The following is a 21,916-nucleotide window of genomic DNA, read 5'->3' as shown; positions in this document are numbered from 1 at the left end:
TTAACTCAGGGATTACCAAGAAATAAATTATCCACTCCTGTGGGGTGGACATCTTGTCCGCCCCTTTCCACGAGCGGGCGAGACGCCCACCTCACAAGAAAAGTTGTATATTTTTTTATTTGGAAGTCCCTCAGCACTCTTGATGCACTTTTATTAGTAATTAGAGGATGGGGTGATGACTGATTTTATTGAATCAAATTTAAATGTTGAGGGTGGACAACCTCAACTGAGTTTGAGTAAAGATGCTGCACGTAATTTGTCCACGACTACCAAATCTGCACCGCAGACGCAGGAAATTACCTCGCGTTGGTTGTTGAAGATGTTGCCGTGGGTGCAAACGAAGGGTGGCACTTATCGGCTGAACCGTCGGTTGACCTATACCGTAGGTGATGGGCGGTTGAGTTTCTCCAACACCGGAGCCGAGGTGCAGGTGATTCCCCAGGAACTTGGTGAGTTGCCCTTGCTGCGAGGGTTTGACGACATCGAGGTGCTGAGGGGGTTGGCAAGTCGGTTTGTTCAGCAGGAGTTCGCACCTGGGGATATCATAGTCCAGTCAGGTCAGCCAGCCAATCAGCTTTTCTTGATCGCACATGGCAAAGCGAACAAGATTGGTATTGGCAAGTATGACGAGCAGCCTTTGTTGGATACGCTAGCTGACGGTGATTATTTTGGCGATCGCGTTTTGCTCGATTCAGAAAGCAATTGGAAGTTCACGGTCAAAGCTGTGACCCGATGCACCGTATTAGTGCTACCACAACAGGCATTTCGAGAACAGCTCAACCAGTCGCAGGCGTTGCAGGCTCAACTTGAGCAGTTTCGGACTCGCGCAGAACTTCCACAAAACAAGTATGGAGAAGCTGCGATCGCGTTGTCAACCAGTCATAGTACAGAGACGACATTACCAGGAACATTTGTTGACTACGAACTCTCACCCCGCGAATATCAGTTAAGCATTGCTCAGACTATGTTGCGAGTAAATACTCGCGTTGCGGATCTGTACAATCAACCGTACAACCAGACAGAAGAACAATTGCGGCTGACAATTGAGGCATTGCGGGAACGTCAAGAATACGAGTTGATCAACAACCGTGAATTTGGATTGTTGCACAACGCCGACCTCAAACAGCGCATCTACACCCGCAGCGGCCCTCCAACTCCCGATGACCTTGATGAATTAGTCACCCGTCGGCGGAAGTCGAGGTTCTTCCTGGCTCATCCCCGCACTATTGCAGCCTTCGGTCGGCAGTGCAACCGTCTGGGCATCTATCCAGACACCATCGATATGGATGGGAGCAAGATAATCACATGGCGCAATGTACCGATTCTGCCCTGTAACAAGATCCCGATTACCAAAAACCAGACCAGTTCTATCCTTATACTCCGCACTGGTGAGAAAGATCAGGGCGTGATTGGCTTACATCAAACTGGTATCCCGGACGAATACCAACCCAGTTTGTCCGTCCGATTCATGGGCATCAGCGAAAAGGCGATCATCTCTTACCTCGTTACCGCCTACTACTCCGCAGCCGTCCTCATCCCCGACGCACTTGGCATCCTCGAAAATGTCGAAATCGGGCGCTGAGGGAAGGGTTAGCGCATCTGAAATATCTGTAGCGATTTGCAAACATCGGGGTATGGCGCAAAGACATTACTTCTTCAATGCCAGAGTTAAGCCATCTGCGATCGCTACTAAACTAAGACTAATTCGCTGGTCTTGATGCAGTTTTTGATTAAAGGCACGAATTCTTTTAGTTCTATTATCTTGCACTTGGGGGTCGGCAACCCTGCCTGACCAGAGAACATTATCGATCGCAATCAGTCCCCCCGGCCGCACTAATTGCAGCGATCGCTCATAATAGCCATCATAGTTGCTCTTATCTGCATCAATAAAGGCAAAATCAAAAGTTTCCGCTTCTGCAATTGCGAGTAGGCGATCCAAGGTTTCTAAAGCTGGGGCAATGTGTAGTTGAATTTTATCCGCCACACCTGCTTGCTGCCAATAGCGCCGAGCGATCGTTGTAAATTCCTCACTGATATCACAGGCTACCACCTTACCATCGCTCGGTAACGCCAATGCCACCACTAGGGAACTATAACCTGTAAATACCCCAACATCCAAAGTTTTCTTAGCTCCCAGCAACTGCACCAGTAACGCCAAAAACTGCCCCTGTTCGGGAGCAATCTGCATTCTCCCTATTGGATATTGGGCTGTTTCCTGTCTTAGTTGGGTTAAAATTTCCGGTTCTCGCAGAGAGACTGACAGTAAATAGTCATAGAGGTTTTGTTCGAGTCCTAGCGTTTGAGTTGTCATAACGTGCGTTTCTCTTTTGTCTAAACCTCATACACCTTTGATTAGAAATATGCAGAAAACCCCGAAATGCAATCTTCAAAAACCAAAAATTTTTGAGGATTGAAGGTCTTTTAAGTCGGGGATGAAAGCCAATAGCAGGAAATTATCGATTAATTTCCTAAATTTACCAGCAAAATCCTCAATTCACTACCTAATATTGACAGTTTAAATAAATTCAATCTATTGTCTGGAATAACCCTCGGCTGTTGTGTAAGAACTTCATAACTGAACTTTGATCGCCCAGAGGTTTTTGTAATGCCTATCGATTTATTGAACCGCAAAAAAACTCATTTTGTCTTGTGGCGTCCCGGTGCTTCGGAACCAGCCCCCACTCTCTACATAGGCAACACTGCTCCCGAAAGCCCAGACAGATTAGCTCAATTCAGAGAAATTCCGCTTCGTCAATCAACAGAATTTCCCGAATTATGGGAAGTTTCTGCTCAAGAATCTGGTTTGACTGAAGGACAGGTCTACTTTTACTGGTTTAAAGTCCGCAACTCAGATCCTTATGACTCTGCCAATGCTAACCAAATTCTCTACTGCACAGATCCAACAGCGACAACTGTGGATCGACGTTTCCTTGCACCAAAACCGTCAGAATCGGGAGGCGTTACTAGCTTCGATCCGGCAAGCGTCGTGCTTTATCAAAATAAGACACTGATTCCCTGTGATCCCCAAGGGCAAACTGTCAATTGGGAAGGCGATGCTCCTTTAGAGACGCTACCAACCAATAATCAACTGGTGATTTACGAATTACCAACCCGCTGGACAAAGATTAACTCAAATGGATTGGTTGAAGAAGGAAACGGCACATTTCGTGACGTACTGGCACTATTGATCCCAGAAGCGATCGCTCCGACTTTTCCTATAGTCAGTGCCTTCAATAACCGCGCTCATATTGTGGAACTGGGAATCAACGCCCTAGAACTTCTGCCACCAGAAGACAGTGATGATAATCTCAATTGGGGCTATGGTACAGCAAATTATTTTGCCGCTGATTTTGACTTAGGACGCCCAGATAGCCAGTCAGCACCTACTGCTTCGACTGATTTAGCTAATCTAATCAAAGTCTGCCATCAGCAAGGGTTACGCTTTTTTGTCGATGTGGTGATGGCATTCTCGCGGAATAATCCTTACCATAACGTTAATTTTTTGGAATTTTATATCAAATGGGCTAGTGGCGATCCAGAACAAGGTTCAAGAGATGGCTTTGGTGGGGATTTATTTAAGTACAACTATTGGGTAGAAGGCTATAACCCTATTACTGGGCAAAAGTCATGGCTTGTCCCAGCCCGTGAATACTTAAAAGCTCATATTGCCCACTGGTTGGAATACTATCGAGTTGATGGTTTGCGGTTGGATAGTGTGAATAATATTGCCAACTTTGACTTTTTGCAGGAATTCAAAGATTTTGCCCGCACCCTTTGGGACAAAAGAGGTGGAACCGGCGATCGTTTTCTCGTAGTTGGCGAAGAGTTGAGTGTACCTCTATCTCTCATCCAACAAAATCGTCTGGATGGACTTTGGAATGAAAAGTTTAAGCAAATCATCCGACAGGTAATTTTAGGTAAAAATGCCTGGGATGAACCCAGCTTTGAGTGGAGTATCCGCAAACTAATTGATTGCCGAAACTTAGGCTTTAGCGATGGTTCTCAGGCGGTAAACTATATAACTTCTCATGATGTTGGCGGTTATGGTAACGAGCGTTTCTTCAGCTACCTGGTTAGTAATGGAATTGCTCATACTGAACCGCGGATTAAGTTAGCATTTGTCTCCCTGCTTACCGCTGTAGGAATTCCCATGATCCTCGCCGGAGACGAATTTGCCGATCAGCAGGATTTGCCTCCAACAGATGATTATAAGCAGATTGATCCAGTTAACTACAGCCGGGTGAAAGATGATTGGCGACAACGCATTTTCCAATACGTTGCCAGGTTGGTTCGCTTGCGTAAAACTTCTGCTGCTTTAGCTGTAAATGATACTCAATTTATTCATGTTGACTTTAATGATGGTAAACGAGTTCTAGTTTGGCAGCGTGGTAATAAAGCCGATCAATTAGTAGTTGTAGTGGCGAATTTCTCTGACTACGGCACTCCTGTTGGTTCTGAGTACAGAGTCCTGAATTGGCCTGCAACCCCAGATGGTAAGAAGTGGCAGGAAGTTACTCAAGAGCGGATAGTTCCATCTGAATGGGTAGGCAGAGAAGGTATTTTCCCCTGGGAAGCTAAAGTCTACACTCTAGTTTAATCTTGATGCCGCTCAGTAAAAGATAACGTTCGGTCAGGTTTGGTACTTCAACCTGACCTATTTCTATACATAAATTGTATATTATTATACATTAGTACTCACCTAATAAAGACCCAACTTAAGTAGGTCGGCGTAAATATTTGTCGTTGGGATAAGGCAGGAGGGAGGAGGGTTTTAGCTAGTTTATCTTTCCTCACATAGTTTGGTTTTATTGTGTCAACTTACTTAGAAGCGTAGATGTAAATAACCCTGATAATTAGGCTTAACCAGAAAATGTAACGGTATTGTAACGGCAGCTTTAGCTACCGTTTTTTGTTGACGTTGCAAAAGTTTACATTTAAGATGGGAAGCGACAAAATCCAATAAGTATTTATTCTTGTTTATCCTGAAAATATGACATTTTATGAGTATATGTTCTTATCAACATTAAAAATTTAAGCTTTTAAAGATAAACAATGTTTACAAAAGTAAATATTCCTTAATATAATGTAACTTAAAGCGAAAAGGCAAATTGATTGTCAGAAGTGATGAATGCTATTGAATTTCCCTGGCTAACAGCCATAATCCTCTTACCCTTGGTGGCTGCCTTAGCCATCCCCCTAATTCCAGACAAAGAAGGTAGAACTGTCCGCTGGTATGGTCTGGGAGTTGCGATCGCCGACTTTGCACTGATGATTTATGCCTTTTGGTATAAGTACGACTTCCAGAGTTCAAGACTCCAACTTATAGAAAACTATCCTTGGATACCGCAGTTGGGTTTGCATTGGGCTGTGGGGGTTGATGGTTTATCGATGCCCTTGCTGCTTCTGACAGGCTTAATAAATACCCTCGCAATATTCGCGGCTTGGAAAGTTACCACCAAGCCGCGATTATTTTATGGTTTGATGTTAGCGATGTACAGCGCCCAGCTTGGCGTATTTGTTGCCCAAGATTTGCTGTTGTTCTTCCTGATGTGGGAAATCGAGTTAGTGCCGGTTTACCTGCTGATTTCCATTTGGGGAGGACAAAACCGCCGTTATGCCGCTACCAAATTCATTCTTTACACCGCTGCTGCATCAATATTTATCTTGATTGCCGGTTTTGCAATGGCATTCTCTGGAGATACCGTCACCTTCGATATGGCGACTCTAGGAATGAAAGAATACCCCAAAACCTTGGAATTGTTGGTTTATGCAGGTTTCTTAATTGCCTTTGGTGTAAAGTTACCAATTTTCCCTTTACACACTTGGCTACCTGATGCCCACGGTGAAGCATCAGCACCCGGTTCAATGATTTTGGCTGGTGTGTTGTTAAAAATGGGTGGTTATGCTCTCATCCGCTTCAATGTGGAAATGTTGCCCAATGCCCATGTGACTTTTGCGCCAGTGTTAGCAATTTTAGGTGTGGTGAACATTGTCTACGGTGCTTGCTGTGCCTTTGCCCAAACCAATCTCAAACGCCGCTTGGCTTACTCTTCAATTGCCCACATGGGGTTTGTGCTGATTGGGATTGCCTCCTACACAGAACTGGGTATCAGCGGTGCAGTGCTACAGATGGTTTCCCACGGGTTGATTGCTGCTAGCTTATTCTTCCTGTCTGGCGTGACTTACGATCGCACCCACACTTTGATGATGGATAAAATGGGCGGTATGGCCAAGGTAATGCCCAAAACCTTTGCTCTATTTACCATTGGTTCAATGGCTTCTCTCGCCCTACCAGGAATGAGTGGCTTTGTGGGTGAGTTGATGGTATTTCTGGGTATCGCCACCAGTGATGTTTACAGTTCCAGCTTCAAAGTTGTAGTCGTGCTGCTGTCAGCGGTTGGCGTGATTTTGACACCGATTTATTTACTGTCGATGCTGCGTCAAGTGTTCTATGGTGAGCAAAATCAAGAGTTGCACTTGGATGCTGTAATATCTGATGTCAAACCCCGCGAAATCTTTATTACCGCTTGTTTGCTACTGCCAATCATCGGTATCGGGTTTTATCCCAAATTAGCAACGCAGACTTATGATGTGAAAGCAGTGGAATTAGCTGCTCATGCTCGTCAAGTTCTACCAGTTGTTGCTCATCAACAACCATCAAGTCTGTACTCGCGTATTTTCTCTGCACCAACATTGGCTAATTCTCAAGTTGAAAGTTCAATTAATATTTCTGAGTAAATTAACTTCCCATTAAGGGGCTGCAAGTAAATTCTAAATATTCAGGGGAATAAAGGGGTGGTTTCGTAATCACCCCTAAAATTTTGGCATTACTTAATTGAAGTAGATTTTTAGGTAGGGGCAGTTCATAAATTGACCCTACCTAAAAATTATTCAAATTTGAGATTTCCGTCAATATTGGTAATATGCTCATTAAGATCGATGTATGTTCCAAGAGATGACTGTCTGTCAGCTTTCTCGCATTCAGCAAGGAGTCTGTTGGCACCAGCTAAACCAATATTGTCGCATTATTTTTAATCCAGCTTTATTGTTAAGTTTATTGACTTGCTTGTTCATTACTCAAGTATTCTGATAAAAAATAATACAAAATAATCTTTTTTCAGATATTCTATGTTTTTCTTTCCCAAGAATTACCACTAGCGATCGCTACATTGATAATGTTGTACCGAAAGCCAATAAATAATTTGCAAAAATTCATTCAAAAACAAAGTTATCTGCATATAGGGGTTTTTCTGGCAACTCTCTTGAGCATTATATTGTTCAGTTGGGTAGCGCTCTCGCAGCAACCAGTTACCCTCAATCTGTTAATGACTGCCCCTGATGCCGAACCTTGGAGGCAGGGTTTAATTAGAGACTTCGAGGCCGAAAACCCTGGTATTCGCATTAACCTAGTTGAAGGGCCGAATGCCACAAATTTGCTCGAAGACCTGTACACCTCATCTTTTATCTTGGGGGAATCCCCGTATGACCTGATCAATATGGATGTCATCTGGACATCCAAGTTTGCTGCTGCTGGATGGTTGCTACCTTTAGGCGATCGCATTTCTAAAGAGCAGTTGGCAGCATTTTCATCCCAGGATGTAGAAGGGGGACGTTACCAAAACCAGCTGTATCGCATTCCAGTGCGTTCCGACGTGGGAATGCTCTACTACCGGGAAGATTTAATCAAACAAGCAGGATTGCAACCACCAGAAACCTTTGATGATTTGATCCGAATTTCCCAAGTCTTGCAGAAGAAAAACCAGGTGAAGTGGGGCTATGTTTGGCAGGGTCGCCAATATGAAGGACTTGTGGCGATGTTTGCAGAAATCCTTGGTGGCTTTGGTGGCTTCTGGGTTAAACCTGACACCCTGGAAGTTGGACTAGATCGACCAGAAACATTACAAGCCATTGAGTTTCTGCGTAGTACTATCAGGGAAGGCGTTTCTCCTCCTGGAGTTACGACCTATCAAGAAGAAGACACTCGACGCTTGTTTCAAAGTGGTCAAGTAGCATTTTTACGTAGTTGGCCATACGCGTGGCCTCTAGCCCAGGCAGAAAATTCGCCAATCCGGGGCAAAATTGCGATTAAACCGATGGTTCATGCTCCTGGGAAGACGGGAGCAGCTTGTTTAGGAGGCTGGGGTTTAGGAATTGCTAAATCTTCTCAACATCCTGAAGAAGCTTGGAAAGCAATTCAGTATTTTACCAGTCGGGAAGCACAGCGCCGATTCATTTTCAGTGCAGGCTATGTGCCAAGTCGCCGGGATTTGTTTACAGATCCAGAGATTGTTGCTAAATACCCCCACTATCCGCAGTTATTGAAGGTTGTGGACAATGCAGTTTTACGTCCGCCGATCGCGCAATATGCTCAGACATCAGATATTTTGCAGCGTTATCTCAGCGCCGCATTATCCGGTCGGATGAATTCTGAACAAGCAATGCAAGCTGCTGCTGCTGAAACGCGGCGACTGTTGGGGGCAGGGGGCAAAGGGAGCAGAGGGGCAGAGGGGCAGGGGGGCAGGGGGAGAAGAATTACATAGCCAGTTCCCCATCCCCATCCCCATCCCCAATGACAAATGACAAATGACAAATGACAAATGACAAATGACAAATTTACATACACTAAGAAATCGAGAACAACAGACAGCGTGGATCTTACTAACACCAGCATTGCTGCTGTTGTTGTTTGTATTTGCGTACCCGATTTTACGAGCATTTTGGTTAAGCGTATTTACTAAAAATCTGGGAACAGAGCTACAACCTGTATTCTCTGGTTTAGACAATTATGTGCGAATGGCGGGGGATGGGCGTTTCTGGCAAAGTTTGTGGGCGACAACCGTGTTCACAACAGCATCAGTAATCTCAGAACTACTGCTAGGACTGGGGATTGCCTTAGTTCTCAATCAGGCGTTTTTTGGGCGGGGCATAGTGCGTACAACCGCCATTATCCCTTGGGCTTTGCCTACCGCTTTGATTGGTCTAGCGTGGTCTTGGATTTTTAATGACCAGTTTGGGGTTGTGAACGATATTCTGCGGCGGTTGGGGCTGATTGAGACTGGGATTAACTGGTTAGGAGATCCAACGCTGGCGACGATCGCAGTGGTTTTTGCTGATGTTTGGAAAACTACGCCGTTTATCAGTATCCTGTTGCTAGCTGGGTTGCAGTCGATATCACAAGACCTCTATGAAGCTTACTCGGTCGATGGGGCAAATGCTTGGCAAAGCTTCCGCAATATTACCCTGCCACTGCTGCTGCCGCAGATATTAATTGCAGTGCTATTTCGGTTTGCTCAAGCTTTTGGGATTTTCGACTTGATTGCTGTGATGACTGGGGGTGGCCCTGGTGGCGCTACGGAAGTGGTTTCACTGTATATTTACTCCACGGTGATGCGCTACTTAGATTTTGGTTATGGAGCAGCCCTGGTAGTAGTGACATTCTTAATATTGATTGTGGCGGTGGCGATCGCTAGTTTCTTGCTTAACAAATACCGTGCCAAAACATCAGGAGCTATTTGACCCATGAGTGTAACTCCCCAACCAGTTCCAACGACTCCAAAACGAACAGCGGGAACCAAGTTTTCTCTGAAAAAAATCTTGCTGTTCATCATAATTGTATTAATAGTGCTATTCAGCCTAGCGCCAGCCTTATGGCAATTACTGACCTCCTTTAAAGTGAATGAGGATATTGCCGCCGTTCCTACTGTCTATTTCCCCACACGATTCACTTTCAATCACTACATTGAGTTATTCACCCGTCGTCCATTTTGGCGCTACATCTTCAACAGCGCCTTCGTGTCGATTACTTCTACAGCTGTAGCTTTAGCGATCGGCGCACCTGCCGCTTATGCTCTCGCACGGTTACGCCCTTGGGGTGAAAAAGTTATCCTCGCCAGCATTTTAATTGTTACCTTATTTCCTGGAATTCTCTTGTTCTTAGGACTATTAGAAATTATCCAGGCGCTTAAATTGGGTAACAATTATCTGGCGCTGATTATACCCTATACTGCGATCAATTTGCCGCTGACAATTTTAGTACTTAAAAGCTTTTTTCAACAATTACCAAAAGACTTGGAAGATTCTGCTAGGGTCGATGGCTACAACACCTTTCAATTATTGTGGCAAATCGTGTTACCCATGACCCTTCCCGCCTTAGTAACTACTGGAATCCTCACCTTTATTTTTGCTTGGAACGAGTTTATTTTCGCTCTCACGTTTATGACCCGTGAAGAGTTGAAGACAATTCCCGTTGCTGCGGCTCAATTGGGTGGTGCAACAGTATTTGAAATTCCCTATGGTGCGATCGCTGCTGCTACTGTCGTGGGAACATTACCCCTAATTTTACTAGTTTTGTTTTTCCAGCGTCGGATTGTCCAAGGTCTTACCGCTGGTGCTGTCAAAGGATAAAAATCAAAATGGCTAAACTCGAACTCAAAAACTTGAATAAAACCTACAATCCTAAAGTCATCCCTGTCAAAGACGTTAGCTTAACTGTAGATAACCATGAGTTTCTGACTTTACTTGGCCCTTCTGGCTGTGGCAAATCCACCGTCCTACGCATGATTGCGGGTCTTGAAGAACCTACTCGCGGTCAGATCAAGATTGGGGAGGTGGATGTCACCTATAAGCGAGCAAGCGATCGCAATATCGCAATGGTGTTCCAAAGTTATGCACTCTATCCCCACATGACAGTGTACGAAAACCTGGCTTCTGGACTCAAGCTGAAAAAAGTACCACCTATAGAAATTAAACAGCGAGTGGCAGAAGTGGCAGAAGTTTTAGGATTAGCAGAGTTAATGAACCGCAAGCCTGGTCAAATGTCTGGAGGTCAACGGCAACGGGTTGCTGTCGGTCGTGCTTTGGTGCGTAATGCCAATGTCTATCTGCTGGATGAACCTTTAAGTAACCTGGATGCACTATTGCGAGAAAGAGTCCGAGCCGATATCAAACAAATTTTTGCCGCCCAAAAAGTGCCAGTTGTCTACGTCACCCACGACCAAACCGAAGCAATGACGCTCTCCACAAAAGTTGCCTTGCTCAACGATGGCTATGTCCAGCAACTTGACCCGCCTGACCGCATCTATAACCATCCAGCTAATCTATTTGTGGCTGGATTTGTTGGTAGTCCGCAAATGAATTTGCTAACTTTACCTTGTAAGGGACAATACGCGCTGCTAGGTAATTTCCAAATACTTCTCCCAGATATACCAACTGTACCACCGCAGATTGTTCTGGGAATCCGCCCAGAAAATGTCCGCATTGCTCAACCAGGTGATACCCAAACTATCCAAGGGCGAGTGTTTTTAGTGGAAAATTTGGGTATGCACTATTTGGTCAGTCTCAGGGTGGAGGGTTCACAAACTGGAGCGATTACGGTACGTGCTTTGTTGCCAACAGACCAAAATTGGAGTGGCGATGATATTACATTAGCATTGCCTCCTGAGGATATTCACTGGTTTGATGTGCAATCTGGCCATACTCTTGTTAGGAGACAAATATTAGGTATCAATGGAGTTTGAGACGCCCTAACCCTGTTTGCACCCCCTGAACACTAACTATTTGTTTGGCGATCGCATTAATTTTTTGAGTCCATGAATGATCTGGATACCGCAAACAGAAGATTCCACTACTCCCTAAATCAAACATTTCTTCACAAACAGGCAGTATTCCAGCTACAGGGGTTTTGTAGGTATTCTGTACTCGTTGCTGTAACTCTTTGAAATCCAAAGAAGGCAGCGCTTTGTTAATCACTAGTAGCATTTTAGGTACTTCTAATTTACGGGCAACATCTATCGCTACTGCTGTACCTTGATAATCCTGTTTGTCTGGACGGAGAATCACCACAAGAACATCACAAAGAATAATCGATAGCAACGTTTCTTCGTTAATACCAGGATGAGTATCGATCAACAGATAGTCCAGTTTTAAACGACGAACTAGATTATGTAAACCATCATTAAGCAAGCGTGCGTCATAGCCCTCGCGCAAGATTCGAGAAATGTCACTCATCTTCATGCTGGAAGGAATCAGATAAACACTCCCCTGCCGACCAAAAAATGTTTGTTTTTGTTTGAGAACGGCGCTAACGTCATAAACTGCTTCTTCAATCTGACAACGACCCCATAAATAATCATTTAAGGTGTAGCGGATTCGATCTTCTTCAAGACCAAACAAAACGTGGATTCCTGGAGATTGGATATCTGTATCAACTATCCCAACTCGCTTTCCAGAGCGAGCGATTAAGGCCGCAAGATTACTCGTGACGTTTGACTTACCAGTTCCGCCACGAAATGAGTGAATTGAAATAATTTCAGACATAATAAATCCTCAATAGTAATTTGTAATGAAGCTCAATGAATCTAACGTAATTATTAATTTGGAGTATGCCGTTTGTTTCTGATTGCTTTTGCCTCCTGCTGCAATTTTTGGAACGTTTTTGATTCAGCAATTTCTGCAACTTCCCGCGCCCGTTTGGCTTCGTCAACTTCAATCCGCAGTGTATGCAACTGTTGTCTGAATTGTTGTTCACGGGCAGAAATTTCATGCACCATCCGTTGAAAAACTCGTCCTAATTGTCCTAATTCATCATGGCGCTGGACAATTGATGTGAGCTTTTCACGATCAAACTCTTTTGCTTCTTCCACACTAATTTCATTCATACTAAGTTTCTGAGCAAGTTGCACCATTGGTTTCAGCGGTTGCAATACGTTTCGCTTCAACAAATAATTAATTAGTAAAATTACTAGGGCGAAGATAATAATAAATAAGCTAATGAATAAAACAAATGCCCGATGAGCATCATCAAAGACTTGCTTGGCAGGAAGATAAATAATTTGTGTGCCTAAAATTTCATTGAGTTGCCACCCAAAGCCATTTTCTGAACCATAACTGACAATCTGACTTTTGGGAGCAACTTCAGGAGTGCTATGACAGCGTAGACACGTTGGATTTTTAATGGAAAATGGACGAGCGTTATAAAACAATTTCTCGTTATAAGAGTCACGAAAACCGGATATGTTTTTCAATTCTGGTTCTTTACGAAACCGTTCGATAAGTTGCGTTTCAAATACATCTGCTTTATCTCGTAAGTTAGTCGGATTTAGGTTGGCATCTTTATATAAAAAGTCTTTAAAATCTTCGTTTTGGCGAAGATTTTCAAACACTTCTCTGACCGCAAAGCTGGGAACACTTTCAGGGATAAACGCCGCTTGAGTGTCCATCATCGGGGTCAAAAGAGGGTTAATACGCGTATTATTGTAGTTTCTCACTGAGTTCATCGTTTCTGCAATAATTTGGCTGCGATAACCGATTTCGGCTTCTGCTTTTTGCTCAAGCGCATGAGATAAAGCAAAACCACTGACTGCGATCGCACCGATAAATACCAGCAATAGAAGTAAAGTAAATTTTGTTGCTAATTTGAATCTATTAAACATTACTGTTTCCCCTTTCTATACAACATTGCTAGAGATTTATAGGTAATAATTCATAAGATTTATTTTTTTGAATGATGAGGGTAGAATGTGGTTCTTTCTGAGGAATAAATCTAATCTGCATTCATGCTTATAAATCTAGTCATACAACGGCATGTAATCAAATTCCAGATTTCAAGGCAAATTCATGACTTTGGTTGGAACCAACCACCTCAACCTATAACGAAAGTCTTAGGCATGACTAAACACGGTATAGCGAAAGTTAGACCGCATATACTTACTTCGCTTAGGCAAAATATTAGACGTTTTTCAGATGCGGATAACTGAGTTGAATTCGTATTCTAAAGACATGAAGCGAGGAGAGCGGTGAGCAACTAACTAGCAAATCAATCTCTTTGCTTGATACATACAACACACATTACAAATTAAGGAGAAAACATCATGTCTGACAACATCAAGCCCGTAGAATTATCTGCTGAAGAATTGGACAACGTTGCTGGTGGTGCTTTTAGCTTTGTCGATGCTGACAACGACAACAGATCAGATCAACAAATTAGTGAAACCGTTCTTGGTCCTCATGGCGGAATTGGCTCTTCCACCGCTCAACAAACTACTATATCTCATCAAAGTTTGTACGAAGTCAAAGCAACTGGCTTCTTTCCTACCAGTCTTGAAAAGTAGTAACTAATTACACAGGGCAGAATTCAATAAAGCGTTCTGCTTGATACAACACACATCATACACATTACACATTAAGGAGAAAACATCATGTCTGACAACATTAAGCCCGTAGAATTATCTGCTGAAGAATTGGACAACGTTGCTGGTGGTGCTTTTAGCTTTGTCGATGCTGACAACGACAACAAATTAGATCAACAAATTGGTGAAACCGCTCTTGGTGCTCATGGCGGGATTGGCTCTTCCACCGCTCAACAAACTACTATATCTCATCAAAGTTTGCACGAAGTCAAAGCAACTGGCTTCTTTCCTACCACTCTTGAAAGTTAGTAACTAATTACACAGGGCAGAACTCAATAAAGCGTTCTGCTTGATACAACACACATCATACACATTACACATTAAGGAGAAAACATCATGTCTGACAACATTAAGCCCGTAGAATTATCTGCTGAAGAATTGGACAACGTTGCTGGTGGTGCTTTTAGCTTTGTCGATGCTGACAACGACAACAAATTAGATCAACAAATTGGTGAAACCGCTCTTGGTGCTCATGGCGGGATTGGCTCTTCCACCGCTCAACAAACTACTATATCTCATCAAAGTTTGCACGAAGTCAAAGCAACTGGCTTCTTTCCTACCACTCTTGAAAGTTAGTAACTAATTACACAGGGCAGAACTCAATAAAGCGTTCTGCTTGATACAACACACATCATACACATTACACATTAAGGAGAAAACATCATGTCTGACAACATTAAGCCCGTAGAATTATCTGCTGAAGAATTGGACAACGTTGCTGGTGGTGCTTTTAGCTTTGTCGATGCTGACAACGACAACAAATTAGATCAACAAATTGGTGAAACCGCTCTTGGTGCTCATGGCGGGATTGGCTCTTCCACCGCTCAACAAACTACTATATCTCATCAAAGTTTGCACGAAGTCAAAGCAACTGGCTTCTTTCCTACCACTCTTGAAAAGTAGTAACTAATTACACAGGGCAGAACGCTTTATTGAGTTCTGCTTGATACAACACACATTATACACATTAAGGAGAAAACATCATGTCTGACAACATCAAGCCCGTAGAATTATCTGCTGAAGAATTGGACAACGTTGCTGGTGGTGCTTTTAGCTTTGTCGATGCTGACAACGACAACAGATCAGATCAACAAATTAGTGAAACCGTTCTTGGTCCTCATGGCGGAATTGGCTCTTCCACCGCTCAACAAACTACTATATCTCATCAAAGTTTGTACGAAGTCAAAGCAACTGGCTTCTTTCCTACCAGTCTTGAAAGTTAGTAACTAGAACTCAATTAACACACATCACAAATTGAGAAGAAAACATCATGTCTGACAACATTAAGCCCGTAGAACTATCTGCTGAAGAATTAGACAACGTTGCTGGTGGTGCTTTTAGCTTTGTTGATGCTCACAACTTCAACTTTTCGGATAAGCAAACTAGTGCAGTGATTATCGGTGCTGATGGCGGTATTGCATCCTTCAACAGTCAGGAAACTACTATATCTCAACAAGATTTACACGAAATCAAATTCACTGGAGAAGAATTTCCTAGCGGAATTCCTACTAATTTTCTAGGCTCATAATCAACACCACAAGGAGAACGACAACGATCATGGAAAATGTGCAGCCTAATGAAATGCTGGAACTATCCAATCAAGAACTTGATTATATTGCCGGTGGCGCAACTAGCGATGTCTTGGGAACAAACGCAAATGCCGAAGATTTTCAGTTTGGTTTTGTGGAAATTCCTAAAGAAGGTGGTATTAAGAGCGTTACCTTTCAAGTAAGCGTTTTCTCTGAGCAAGACCTTAGAGAGTTTAAGGAAGCTGGTATTTCTAGCCCTGAAGCTTGAGCTGGATTTCTCAGTTTGACGAATTTCAGGAGCAGGAGGGGTTATTAACCATAAGCCTAGCAGCCACTCGGTTAACTCCCTCCGCCTTATTTAACTTTAACACGTGGGGTCAAGGAGCTTCTATGTCAGATGACGAAATTACTCCGAATGATGAAGCGATCGAACTATCAAATGAAGAGTTAGACGATGTAGCTGGTGGTTTCAATTTGCAGTTTACATCTATACGATCTCACAGATCGATAAGGGGATTTACCCAACAAACATCACGAGGACGAGGGTTTCACTCAACACGGTCGGCTTTTCATGCAGAGACAGCAGACTCTTCTGTGTTCCACCTCTCCATCACCGACGCGACAACAGAGGATCTAAAGGTTCTTGGTGAGTTGTTTGGAGATATATCTGCGATCGAAGGTTCTACATAAACGGAGTTTCTCAAATCAATCAATTGCAGTTGGACAAGTTTTGCTCAACTACTTTCTGAAATTATTCTTGTGTGATTAATAATTTCACGTTCATAAAATTAGGCGAATTTAGTGATAAATGAAATCAAAAGGAAAAATAATTGCAATGGAAAACGAAAAGCAAAATGAATCACAAGAGCTATCGGTTCAAGAACTCACAAATGTTTCAGGGGGTATTGCCGTAGGTGAGTATTATCCAGATGAGCATTCTATAGATGAGAAATATAACAATCTGTCTGAAGCGATCGCAAAACATCTTGAAAATACAAAGTTTCCTGATTGGAAGAACAAGTACGGCAATTCGTCCAGCTAGTGAATACGCGATGGGGAGTATTGCTCAGTAGTTATTTCTCGCTCCCCATTTCTCTCCCGTTAGCAAAACACAAGGAAGTTAAATTATGACAGAAGTTCTACTTAGGGAACTGACAAATAGCGATATTGACTGGATCTTGGCAACGGGTCAAAGAGAAGAAATTACTGCTGGCACGATCCTTATCCGCCAAGGAACACCTGTTGATGCACTCTACATTCTGTTAGATGGCGCATTAAGCGTTTCTGTGGCTCAGGCTGACGATAATCCCATTGGTCGGGCGTTTGCCGCTCTTGAAGGTGGCGAACTGTCAGGACGAGAGATCGCAAGGCTTGCAAATGGAGAAGTTGTAGGAGAAATGCCCTTTTTAGCCTCTTACCAATCTTCCACTACAGTGAAAGCCGCTAGAAAGTCGCTTGTATTGATGATTCCTCAGCAGCAATTGATTCAAAAATTGCAGGAAGATGTCACCTTTGCTGCCCATTTTTATCGGGCGATCGCAGTTCTGCTTGCTCACCGATTAGAGCAGATGATCACCCAAATTGGACAAAGCACAGTCGTTCTTTTTCAACCACAAATTCGAGAAATTTTATTTACATTTGCCGAATTAAATGATAGCGATATTGGTTGGATGATTGTTGCCGGCAATGCTATAAGAATTCCTGCGGGTTCGGTGTTATTTCAGGCCGGAAGACCCGTTGACGCTCTCTATATTCTATTGGATGGGAAGATGGTAGCTTCCATCGCTGAAGATACCAGCAATCCTCTCACACGTGCCTTTTCAACTTTGGAACAGACAGATCATAAAGATCATATAGAACGAGAGTTTGCTAAATTATCGCGGGGTGACATAGTTGGCGAAACGCCCTTTGTCGAAGCCAGTCCACCAGCGATGACGATTCGAGCGGTTGAGGATGCAATGGTGTTATCGATTCCCAAATGGCGACTTTCTGCCAAATTGCTACACGATGTTGCCTTTGCTGCCCGATTTTATCGAGTCTTAGCGATTTTGTTAGCAGATAAACAGCAAGGAATTATCAATAGTCTGGGTTACGGCAGAATCACCTATAGCTCAGGTCAATCTTTAGATGAACGCTTGACTTATGAAGATGAACTGAGTTCTGGCTTTTTGGCTCAAGTGACACTGGCAGGAACCCGATTTGACTGGATGCTGAAGCAGATTCGTGGCGATTGAATGATGTTAGGGCATGGGAAAGAGGCAGAGGGGCAGGGTGCGGGGGGCAGAGGGGAAAACTCTCCTCCCTTGCTCCCTTGCTCCCTGCTCCCACTCCTTATTTTCACTAGTATGCAAACTTCTACAACTTAAATGGAGCCAGTATGGTTACGACCCACAAAAGTAAACTATTCCGCAAAGAAGCGCTTGATCGTTTATCCTCGCCGGAGCGGCTCGATCAACTCATGCAGGTGGTTCAACCAAATAAGTGGATTCCCTTAGCTGCGATGGGATCTCTAATTGCCGTTGGACTTGTTTGGAGTGTTTTTGGTCGCATTCCGATTACCATCGCTGGACAAGGTGTAGTGGTTTTTCCTAGCAAAGTCGCAGGATTCCAGTCTCCTAGTTCTGGGCAGATTCTCAACCTCTATATTCGTACAGGCGATGAGGTGAAGAAAGGACAGGTGCTAGGGACAATTGACCAAACTGAACTTCAAGACAAGTTGAAACTTGCACGAGTCAAGCTTGCTCAACTTCAGGAACAAGATCAAAATGCCAATTCTCTGCAACTTCAGCGAACGGTTTTAGATAAGGGTGCAATTGGGCAACAACGTCAGGCGCTCTTGCAAACTCTCAAAACAACCCAATCGCTAACCCCAATTCTCAGGGATAAGGGTTTGGAGTCGATTCGCCAAGAGCGTCAGAGTTTACAGGAACAGTTGCAAACGACGCGAGATTTGATACCCACGTTCAAAGAGCGGTTTGAAATTCGACAGCAGTTACGCCGAGAAGGAGCCGTTTCTAGTGATACTGTGCTTCAGGCTCAACAGGAATTTCTCAATAGTAAAACTAGAATCAACGAAATCGAATCGCAACTCAAACAACTTAATGTCAAAGAAGCTGATGCAGAACGAGAATTTTTAGCAAATATCAATTCAACTAAGGAACTGCAAGCTCAGTTAGCAACACTAGACAGTAAATTTGCAGGTCAAGCAGAACAAGATTTAGCTATTTCTAGCAATCGGAAAAAAGAAATTCAAGACACAGAGCGAGCGATCGCTCAATTAAAATTAGAAATCAAAGGAAATAGCCAAATTATTAGCCCTTTCAACGGACGGGTTTTAGAACTGGCTACTGTTCCGGGACAAACTCTGGAAAAGGGCGCTCGGATTGGCACAATTGAAGCTCGAGACTCTGGGAGTAAGTTAGTCGGGGTGGCATTCTTCCCGGTAAGCGAAGGCAAAAAGATTCAAAAGGGTATGGAGTTGCAAGTCACTCCTTCGACTGTGAAACGAGAACGCTTTGGTGGTATTGTGGCAAAAGTCACGAGTATTTCTGCGTTTCCGGTGACAAAAGAAGGTGCATCAAGCGTTGTCGGCGGTCTGGAAGTTTTGCAAGGGTTAACCACAGAAGGGCCACAAATTCAAGTTTTCGCTGAACTTCAGCCAGATACTTCGACTAAGAGCCGTTTTCGCTGGTCGTCGTCTAAAGGGCCAGACGGTCAAATTACATCTGGAACCACCACCTCAGTGCGCGTGAAAGTGGATGAACAATCCCCGATTTCCTTTGTATTTCCGATTCTGCGATCGTGGAGTGGAATGTATTGATTATGCGGCAAATTCAATCACAAATTGGGCGTCGATTCCAAAAAATTCAACGGCTTGTTAGCCGTCCCGATCGCCGCCGTCGGACTCCCACTCTTTTACAAATGGAGGCTGTGGAATGCGGTGCAGCCGCACTGGGTATTCTTTTAGGCTACTACGATCGCATTGTACCCCTGGCAGAACTCCGTCAAGCTTGCGGTGTTTCACGGGATGGCAGTAAAGCATCTAATATTCTCAATGCGGCTCGGAGCTACGGATTACAGGTAAAAGGCTTTAAGGTCGAATTAGAAGGGTTACGCAAACTTCAATGTCCTTATATTGTCTTTTGGAATTTCAATCATTTCCTAGTAGTCGAAGGATTTAGCAAAGACAAGGTTTATCTTAACGATCCTGCCACCGGGCCGCGCACAGTTTCGCTCACAGAATTCGATCAGTCTTTTACTGGGGTAGTGCTAGTTGGTGAACCAGGTGCAGAATTCCAGCCAGGAGGACGGAAACCGAGCCTAACATTATCGTTATGGGATCGATTGCAGAGTTCTATCGGAGCGCTTGTTTATTGTGTAATCGCCGGATTGCTGTTAGTGATTCCGGGATTAGCCATCCCCGCATTCTCGCAAGCCTTTGTGGATAATGTCTTGATTGAAGGCAGAAATGATTGGTTGCGTCCATTAATTTTAGGGATGATCTTCACGGCCATATTGAATGGTTTTCTGACATTGCTTCAGCTGCAATTTCTGCGACGCATGAAAATTAAGCTGGCTGTAGGCATGTCTAGCCGTTTCTTGTGGCATATTTTACGGCTACCAGTTAGTTTTTACGATCAGCGATTTGCCGGAGAAATTAGCAGCCGTGTCCGCCTCAACGATAGTTTGGCAAATCTGCTTTCAGGAAGATTAGCGACTACAGTGATTTCAGCCTTCACCGTTGTCTTTTATGCCGCAGTCATGCTGCAATATGATGTCGTTCTGACTGCGATCGGTATTGCCTTTGTCGTCGTGAATGTCAGCGTGTGGCGATGGGTTTCCCGGCAGCGCGTTGATGCCAATCTGCGATTAATGCAAGAACAAGGCAAAGTCAGTGGGGTAGCAATTTCTGGATTGCAAAGTATGGAAACCCTCAAAGCATCTGGGCTAGAGTCAGAATTCTTTTCCCGATGGGCAGGTTATTACGCGAAAGCAATTAATGCCCGCCAGGAAATGGATACAACTAATCAAAACCTGGGTGTGTTGCCGTCATTTCTCACCTCAATTACATCCATGCTTTTGCTGGCGGTGGGAGGGTTACGGGTAATGGATGGCGTACTCAGTATTGGGATGCTGATTGCCTTTCAAGGCTTGATGCAAAGATTTCTAGAACCTGTAAATAATCTAGTGAGTCTAGCGGGTGAACTCCAGGAAATGGAAGGCAATTTGGGTCGATTGGATGATGTGTTACGCAATGCGATCGATCCGGCTGTGGAGCAAGAAATCAGTGTATCACAAACCTCTAACCTTCCCGCCGCCAATGTTCGGCTTCAGGGCTATGTTGAACTCCATAACATCAGCTTTGGCTATAGCCGCTCCGCGCCTCCCTTGATTGAAAATCTTAGTCTTTCACTTAAACCCGGTCAACGAGTTGCTCTGGTGGGTGGCAGTGGTTCGGGTAAGTCAACCGTTGCCAAACTGGTGTGTGGGTTATATGAACCGTGGGCGGGAGAGATTCTATTTGATGGTAAACCTAGAAAACATATTCCGCGATCGATTCTCACTAATTCAATTGCCCTAGTTGAGCAAGATATTTCGCTATTTGCAGGCAGTGTGCGCGACAATCTCACGCTTTGGGATTCGACTGTGCCTTTTAGTAACCTGGTTCGTGCTTGTAAAGATGCTGCCATTCAAGATGTAGTGCTTTCCATGCCTGGAGGCTACAATGCTGACCTTGCAGAAGGGGCATCTAATTTGAGCGGTGGGCAGCGACAACGATTAGAAATTGCCCGCACTCTAGTTAATAATCCAGCGATTTTAGTGATGGATGAAGCGACTAGTGCGCTTGATACCGAGGCAGAAAAGATGATCGATCAGAAACTCCGGGAGCGCGGTTGCACTTGTGTAATTGTGGCGCATCGATTAAGCACAATTCGCGATTGTGACGAAATTATTGTCTTCGATCGCGGCAAGGTAGTGCAACGCGGTAGCCATGAAGAATTACAACGGGTTGAAGGCAAGTATTTGCAATTGATTCGCAGTGAAGGGGAAGCACTTCAAGAGGAGTGATTACAATTAAAAATTAAAAATTAAAAATTAAAAATTGCGGAAAGGTCAGAGTTCAATCTGTTGTTTTATTTTAGGGAGTTGGTGTCGATTAATGTTTGTCTGAAATTTTTATCTGATCTCGGATGAAGCAAG

At 43.9% G+C, this 21,916-nt stretch carries 23 protein-coding genes; 19 read left to right on the top strand and 4 right to left on the bottom strand.

Annotated elements, in window-relative coordinates; genetic code table 11:
• Window positions 1-175: 175 nt before the first annotated feature.
• Complete coding sequence (locus HWQ44_RS26080; RefSeq protein ID WP_292724711.1) at window positions 176-1,582, top strand: family 2B encapsulin nanocompartment shell protein; 1,407 nt, start codon at window positions 176-178, stop codon at window positions 1,580-1,582.
• 66 nt (window positions 1,583-1,648) lie between these two features.
• Here HWQ44_RS26080 and HWQ44_RS26075 read toward each other — a convergent pair whose 3' ends face one another.
• Window positions 1,649-2,311, bottom strand: coding sequence for a class I SAM-dependent methyltransferase (locus tag HWQ44_RS26075; protein ID WP_292724709.1), 663 nt, complete (start codon window positions 2,309-2,311; stop codon window positions 1,649-1,651).
• A gap of 294 nt (window positions 2,312-2,605) precedes the next feature.
• Between HWQ44_RS26075 and HWQ44_RS26070 the strand changes: the two genes are divergently transcribed.
• Both HWQ44_RS26070 and HWQ44_RS26065 read left to right on the top strand, forming a co-directional pair.
• On the top strand, window positions 2,606-4,597 hold the full coding sequence (locus HWQ44_RS26070) for an alpha-amylase family glycosyl hydrolase (RefSeq protein ID WP_292724707.1): 1,992 nt from the start codon (window positions 2,606-2,608) through the stop codon (window positions 4,595-4,597).
• A 527-nt stretch (window positions 4,598-5,124) separates the two neighbouring features.
• Window positions 5,125-6,738, top strand: a complete 1,614-nt coding sequence (locus HWQ44_RS26065) for an NAD(P)H-quinone oxidoreductase subunit 4 (RefSeq protein ID WP_292724705.1) — start codon at window positions 5,125-5,127, stop codon at window positions 6,736-6,738.
• 149 nt (window positions 6,739-6,887) lie between these two features.
• Here HWQ44_RS26065 and HWQ44_RS33665 read toward each other — a convergent pair whose 3' ends face one another.
• A complete protein-coding gene (locus tag HWQ44_RS33665) occupies window positions 6,888-7,016 on the bottom strand; it encodes a hypothetical protein (protein WP_334728274.1) in 129 nt (42 codons plus the stop codon).
• Between the two features lie 159 nt (window positions 7,017-7,175).
• On the opposite strand from HWQ44_RS33665, the gene HWQ44_RS26060 reads away from it, so the two are divergent.
• From HWQ44_RS26060 to HWQ44_RS26045, 4 genes are all read left to right on the top strand, one after another.
• Entirely contained in the window at window positions 7,176-8,540 is a 1,365-nt protein-coding gene (locus tag HWQ44_RS26060; RefSeq protein ID WP_292724704.1) for an ABC transporter substrate-binding protein, read from the top strand.
• Window positions 8,541-8,604: 64 nt separating this feature from the next.
• Entirely contained in the window at window positions 8,605-9,516 is a 912-nt protein-coding gene (locus tag HWQ44_RS26055; protein WP_292724702.1) for a carbohydrate ABC transporter permease, read from the top strand.
• A gap of 3 nt (window positions 9,517-9,519) precedes the next feature.
• Complete coding sequence (locus tag HWQ44_RS26050) at window positions 9,520-10,404, top strand: carbohydrate ABC transporter permease (protein WP_292724700.1); 885 nt, start codon at window positions 9,520-9,522, stop codon at window positions 10,402-10,404.
• Between the two features lie 8 nt (window positions 10,405-10,412).
• Entirely contained in the window at window positions 10,413-11,516 is a 1,104-nt protein-coding gene (locus tag HWQ44_RS26045; RefSeq protein WP_292724699.1) for an ABC transporter ATP-binding protein, read from the top strand.
• On the opposite strand, the gene HWQ44_RS26040 is transcribed toward HWQ44_RS26045, so the two are convergent.
• Window positions 11,503-12,315 carry a MinD/ParA family protein gene (locus HWQ44_RS26040; RefSeq protein ID WP_292724697.1) on the bottom strand — a complete coding sequence of 271 codons (813 nt, stop codon included), beginning with the start codon at window positions 12,313-12,315 and terminating at the stop codon, window positions 11,503-11,505. The genes HWQ44_RS26045 and HWQ44_RS26040 overlap by 14 nt on opposite strands.
• Window positions 12,316-12,368: 53 nt before the next feature.
• Window positions 12,369-13,430 carry a DUF3365 domain-containing protein gene (locus HWQ44_RS26035; protein WP_292724695.1) on the bottom strand — a complete coding sequence of 354 codons (1,062 nt, stop codon included), beginning with the start codon at window positions 13,428-13,430 and terminating at the stop codon, window positions 12,369-12,371.
• A 438-nt stretch (window positions 13,431-13,868) separates the two neighbouring features.
• On the opposite strand from HWQ44_RS26035, the gene HWQ44_RS26030 reads away from it, so the two are divergent.
• The 12 genes from HWQ44_RS26030 (at window position 13,869) to HWQ44_RS25975 (ending at window position 21,784) form a co-directional block, all read left to right on the top strand.
• Complete coding sequence (locus HWQ44_RS26030; protein WP_292724694.1) at window positions 13,869-14,108, top strand: CTB family bacteriocin; 240 nt, start codon at window positions 13,869-13,871, stop codon at window positions 14,106-14,108.
• 87 nt (window positions 14,109-14,195) lie between these two features.
• Complete coding sequence (locus HWQ44_RS26025) at window positions 14,196-14,435, top strand: CTB family bacteriocin (protein WP_292724692.1); 240 nt, start codon at window positions 14,196-14,198, stop codon at window positions 14,433-14,435.
• 87 nt (window positions 14,436-14,522) lie between these two features.
• Entirely contained in the window at window positions 14,523-14,762 is a 240-nt protein-coding gene (locus HWQ44_RS26020) for a CTB family bacteriocin (RefSeq protein WP_292724692.1), read from the top strand.
• Between the two features lie 87 nt (window positions 14,763-14,849).
• Complete coding sequence (locus HWQ44_RS26015; RefSeq protein WP_292724690.1) at window positions 14,850-15,089, top strand: CTB family bacteriocin; 240 nt, start codon at window positions 14,850-14,852, stop codon at window positions 15,087-15,089.
• Window positions 15,090-15,169: 80 nt separating this feature from the next.
• The gene (locus tag HWQ44_RS26010) at window positions 15,170-15,409 is read left to right on the top strand and encodes a CTB family bacteriocin (protein WP_292724688.1); all 240 of its coding nucleotides are present in this window, start codon (window positions 15,170-15,172) and stop codon (window positions 15,407-15,409) included.
• 47 nt (window positions 15,410-15,456) lie between these two features.
• Window positions 15,457-15,714: a CTB family bacteriocin gene (locus HWQ44_RS26005; protein WP_292724687.1), complete on the top strand. Its 258-nt coding sequence runs from the start codon at window positions 15,457-15,459 to the stop codon at window positions 15,712-15,714.
• Window positions 15,715-15,743: 29 nt separating this feature from the next.
• Window positions 15,744-15,983: a hypothetical protein gene (locus HWQ44_RS26000; protein ID WP_012408488.1), complete on the top strand. Its 240-nt coding sequence runs from the start codon at window positions 15,744-15,746 to the stop codon at window positions 15,981-15,983.
• Window positions 15,984-16,105: 122 nt separating this feature from the next.
• On the top strand, window positions 16,106-16,405 hold the full coding sequence (locus tag HWQ44_RS25995) for a hypothetical protein (protein ID WP_292724684.1): 300 nt from the start codon (window positions 16,106-16,108) through the stop codon (window positions 16,403-16,405).
• A gap of 145 nt (window positions 16,406-16,550) precedes the next feature.
• Window positions 16,551-16,757, top strand: coding sequence for a hypothetical protein (locus HWQ44_RS25990; protein ID WP_292724682.1), 207 nt, complete (start codon window positions 16,551-16,553; stop codon window positions 16,755-16,757).
• An 85-nt stretch (window positions 16,758-16,842) separates the two neighbouring features.
• The gene (locus HWQ44_RS25985) at window positions 16,843-17,949 is read left to right on the top strand and encodes a cyclic nucleotide-binding domain-containing protein (RefSeq protein ID WP_292724680.1); all 1,107 of its coding nucleotides are present in this window, start codon (window positions 16,843-16,845) and stop codon (window positions 17,947-17,949) included.
• Between the two features lie 143 nt (window positions 17,950-18,092).
• Window positions 18,093-19,535: an NHLP bacteriocin system secretion protein gene (locus tag HWQ44_RS25980; protein ID WP_292724678.1), complete on the top strand. Its 1,443-nt coding sequence runs from the start codon at window positions 18,093-18,095 to the stop codon at window positions 19,533-19,535.
• Between the two features lie 2 nt (window positions 19,536-19,537).
• Window positions 19,538-21,784 (top strand): NHLP family bacteriocin export ABC transporter peptidase/permease/ATPase subunit, encoded by a 2,247-nt coding sequence (locus HWQ44_RS25975; RefSeq protein WP_292724677.1) that lies wholly within the window; start codon window positions 19,538-19,540, stop codon window positions 21,782-21,784.
• Window positions 21,785-21,916: the final 132 nt, after the last annotated feature.

This window comes from Nostoc sp. JL34 (assembly GCF_017114945.1).
Taxonomy (GTDB): Bacteria; Cyanobacteriota; Cyanobacteriia; order Cyanobacteriales; family Nostocaceae; genus Nostoc.
Note: the sequence above shows the minus strand (reverse complement) of the source record. Positions and strands in the feature narration are given on the sequence as shown.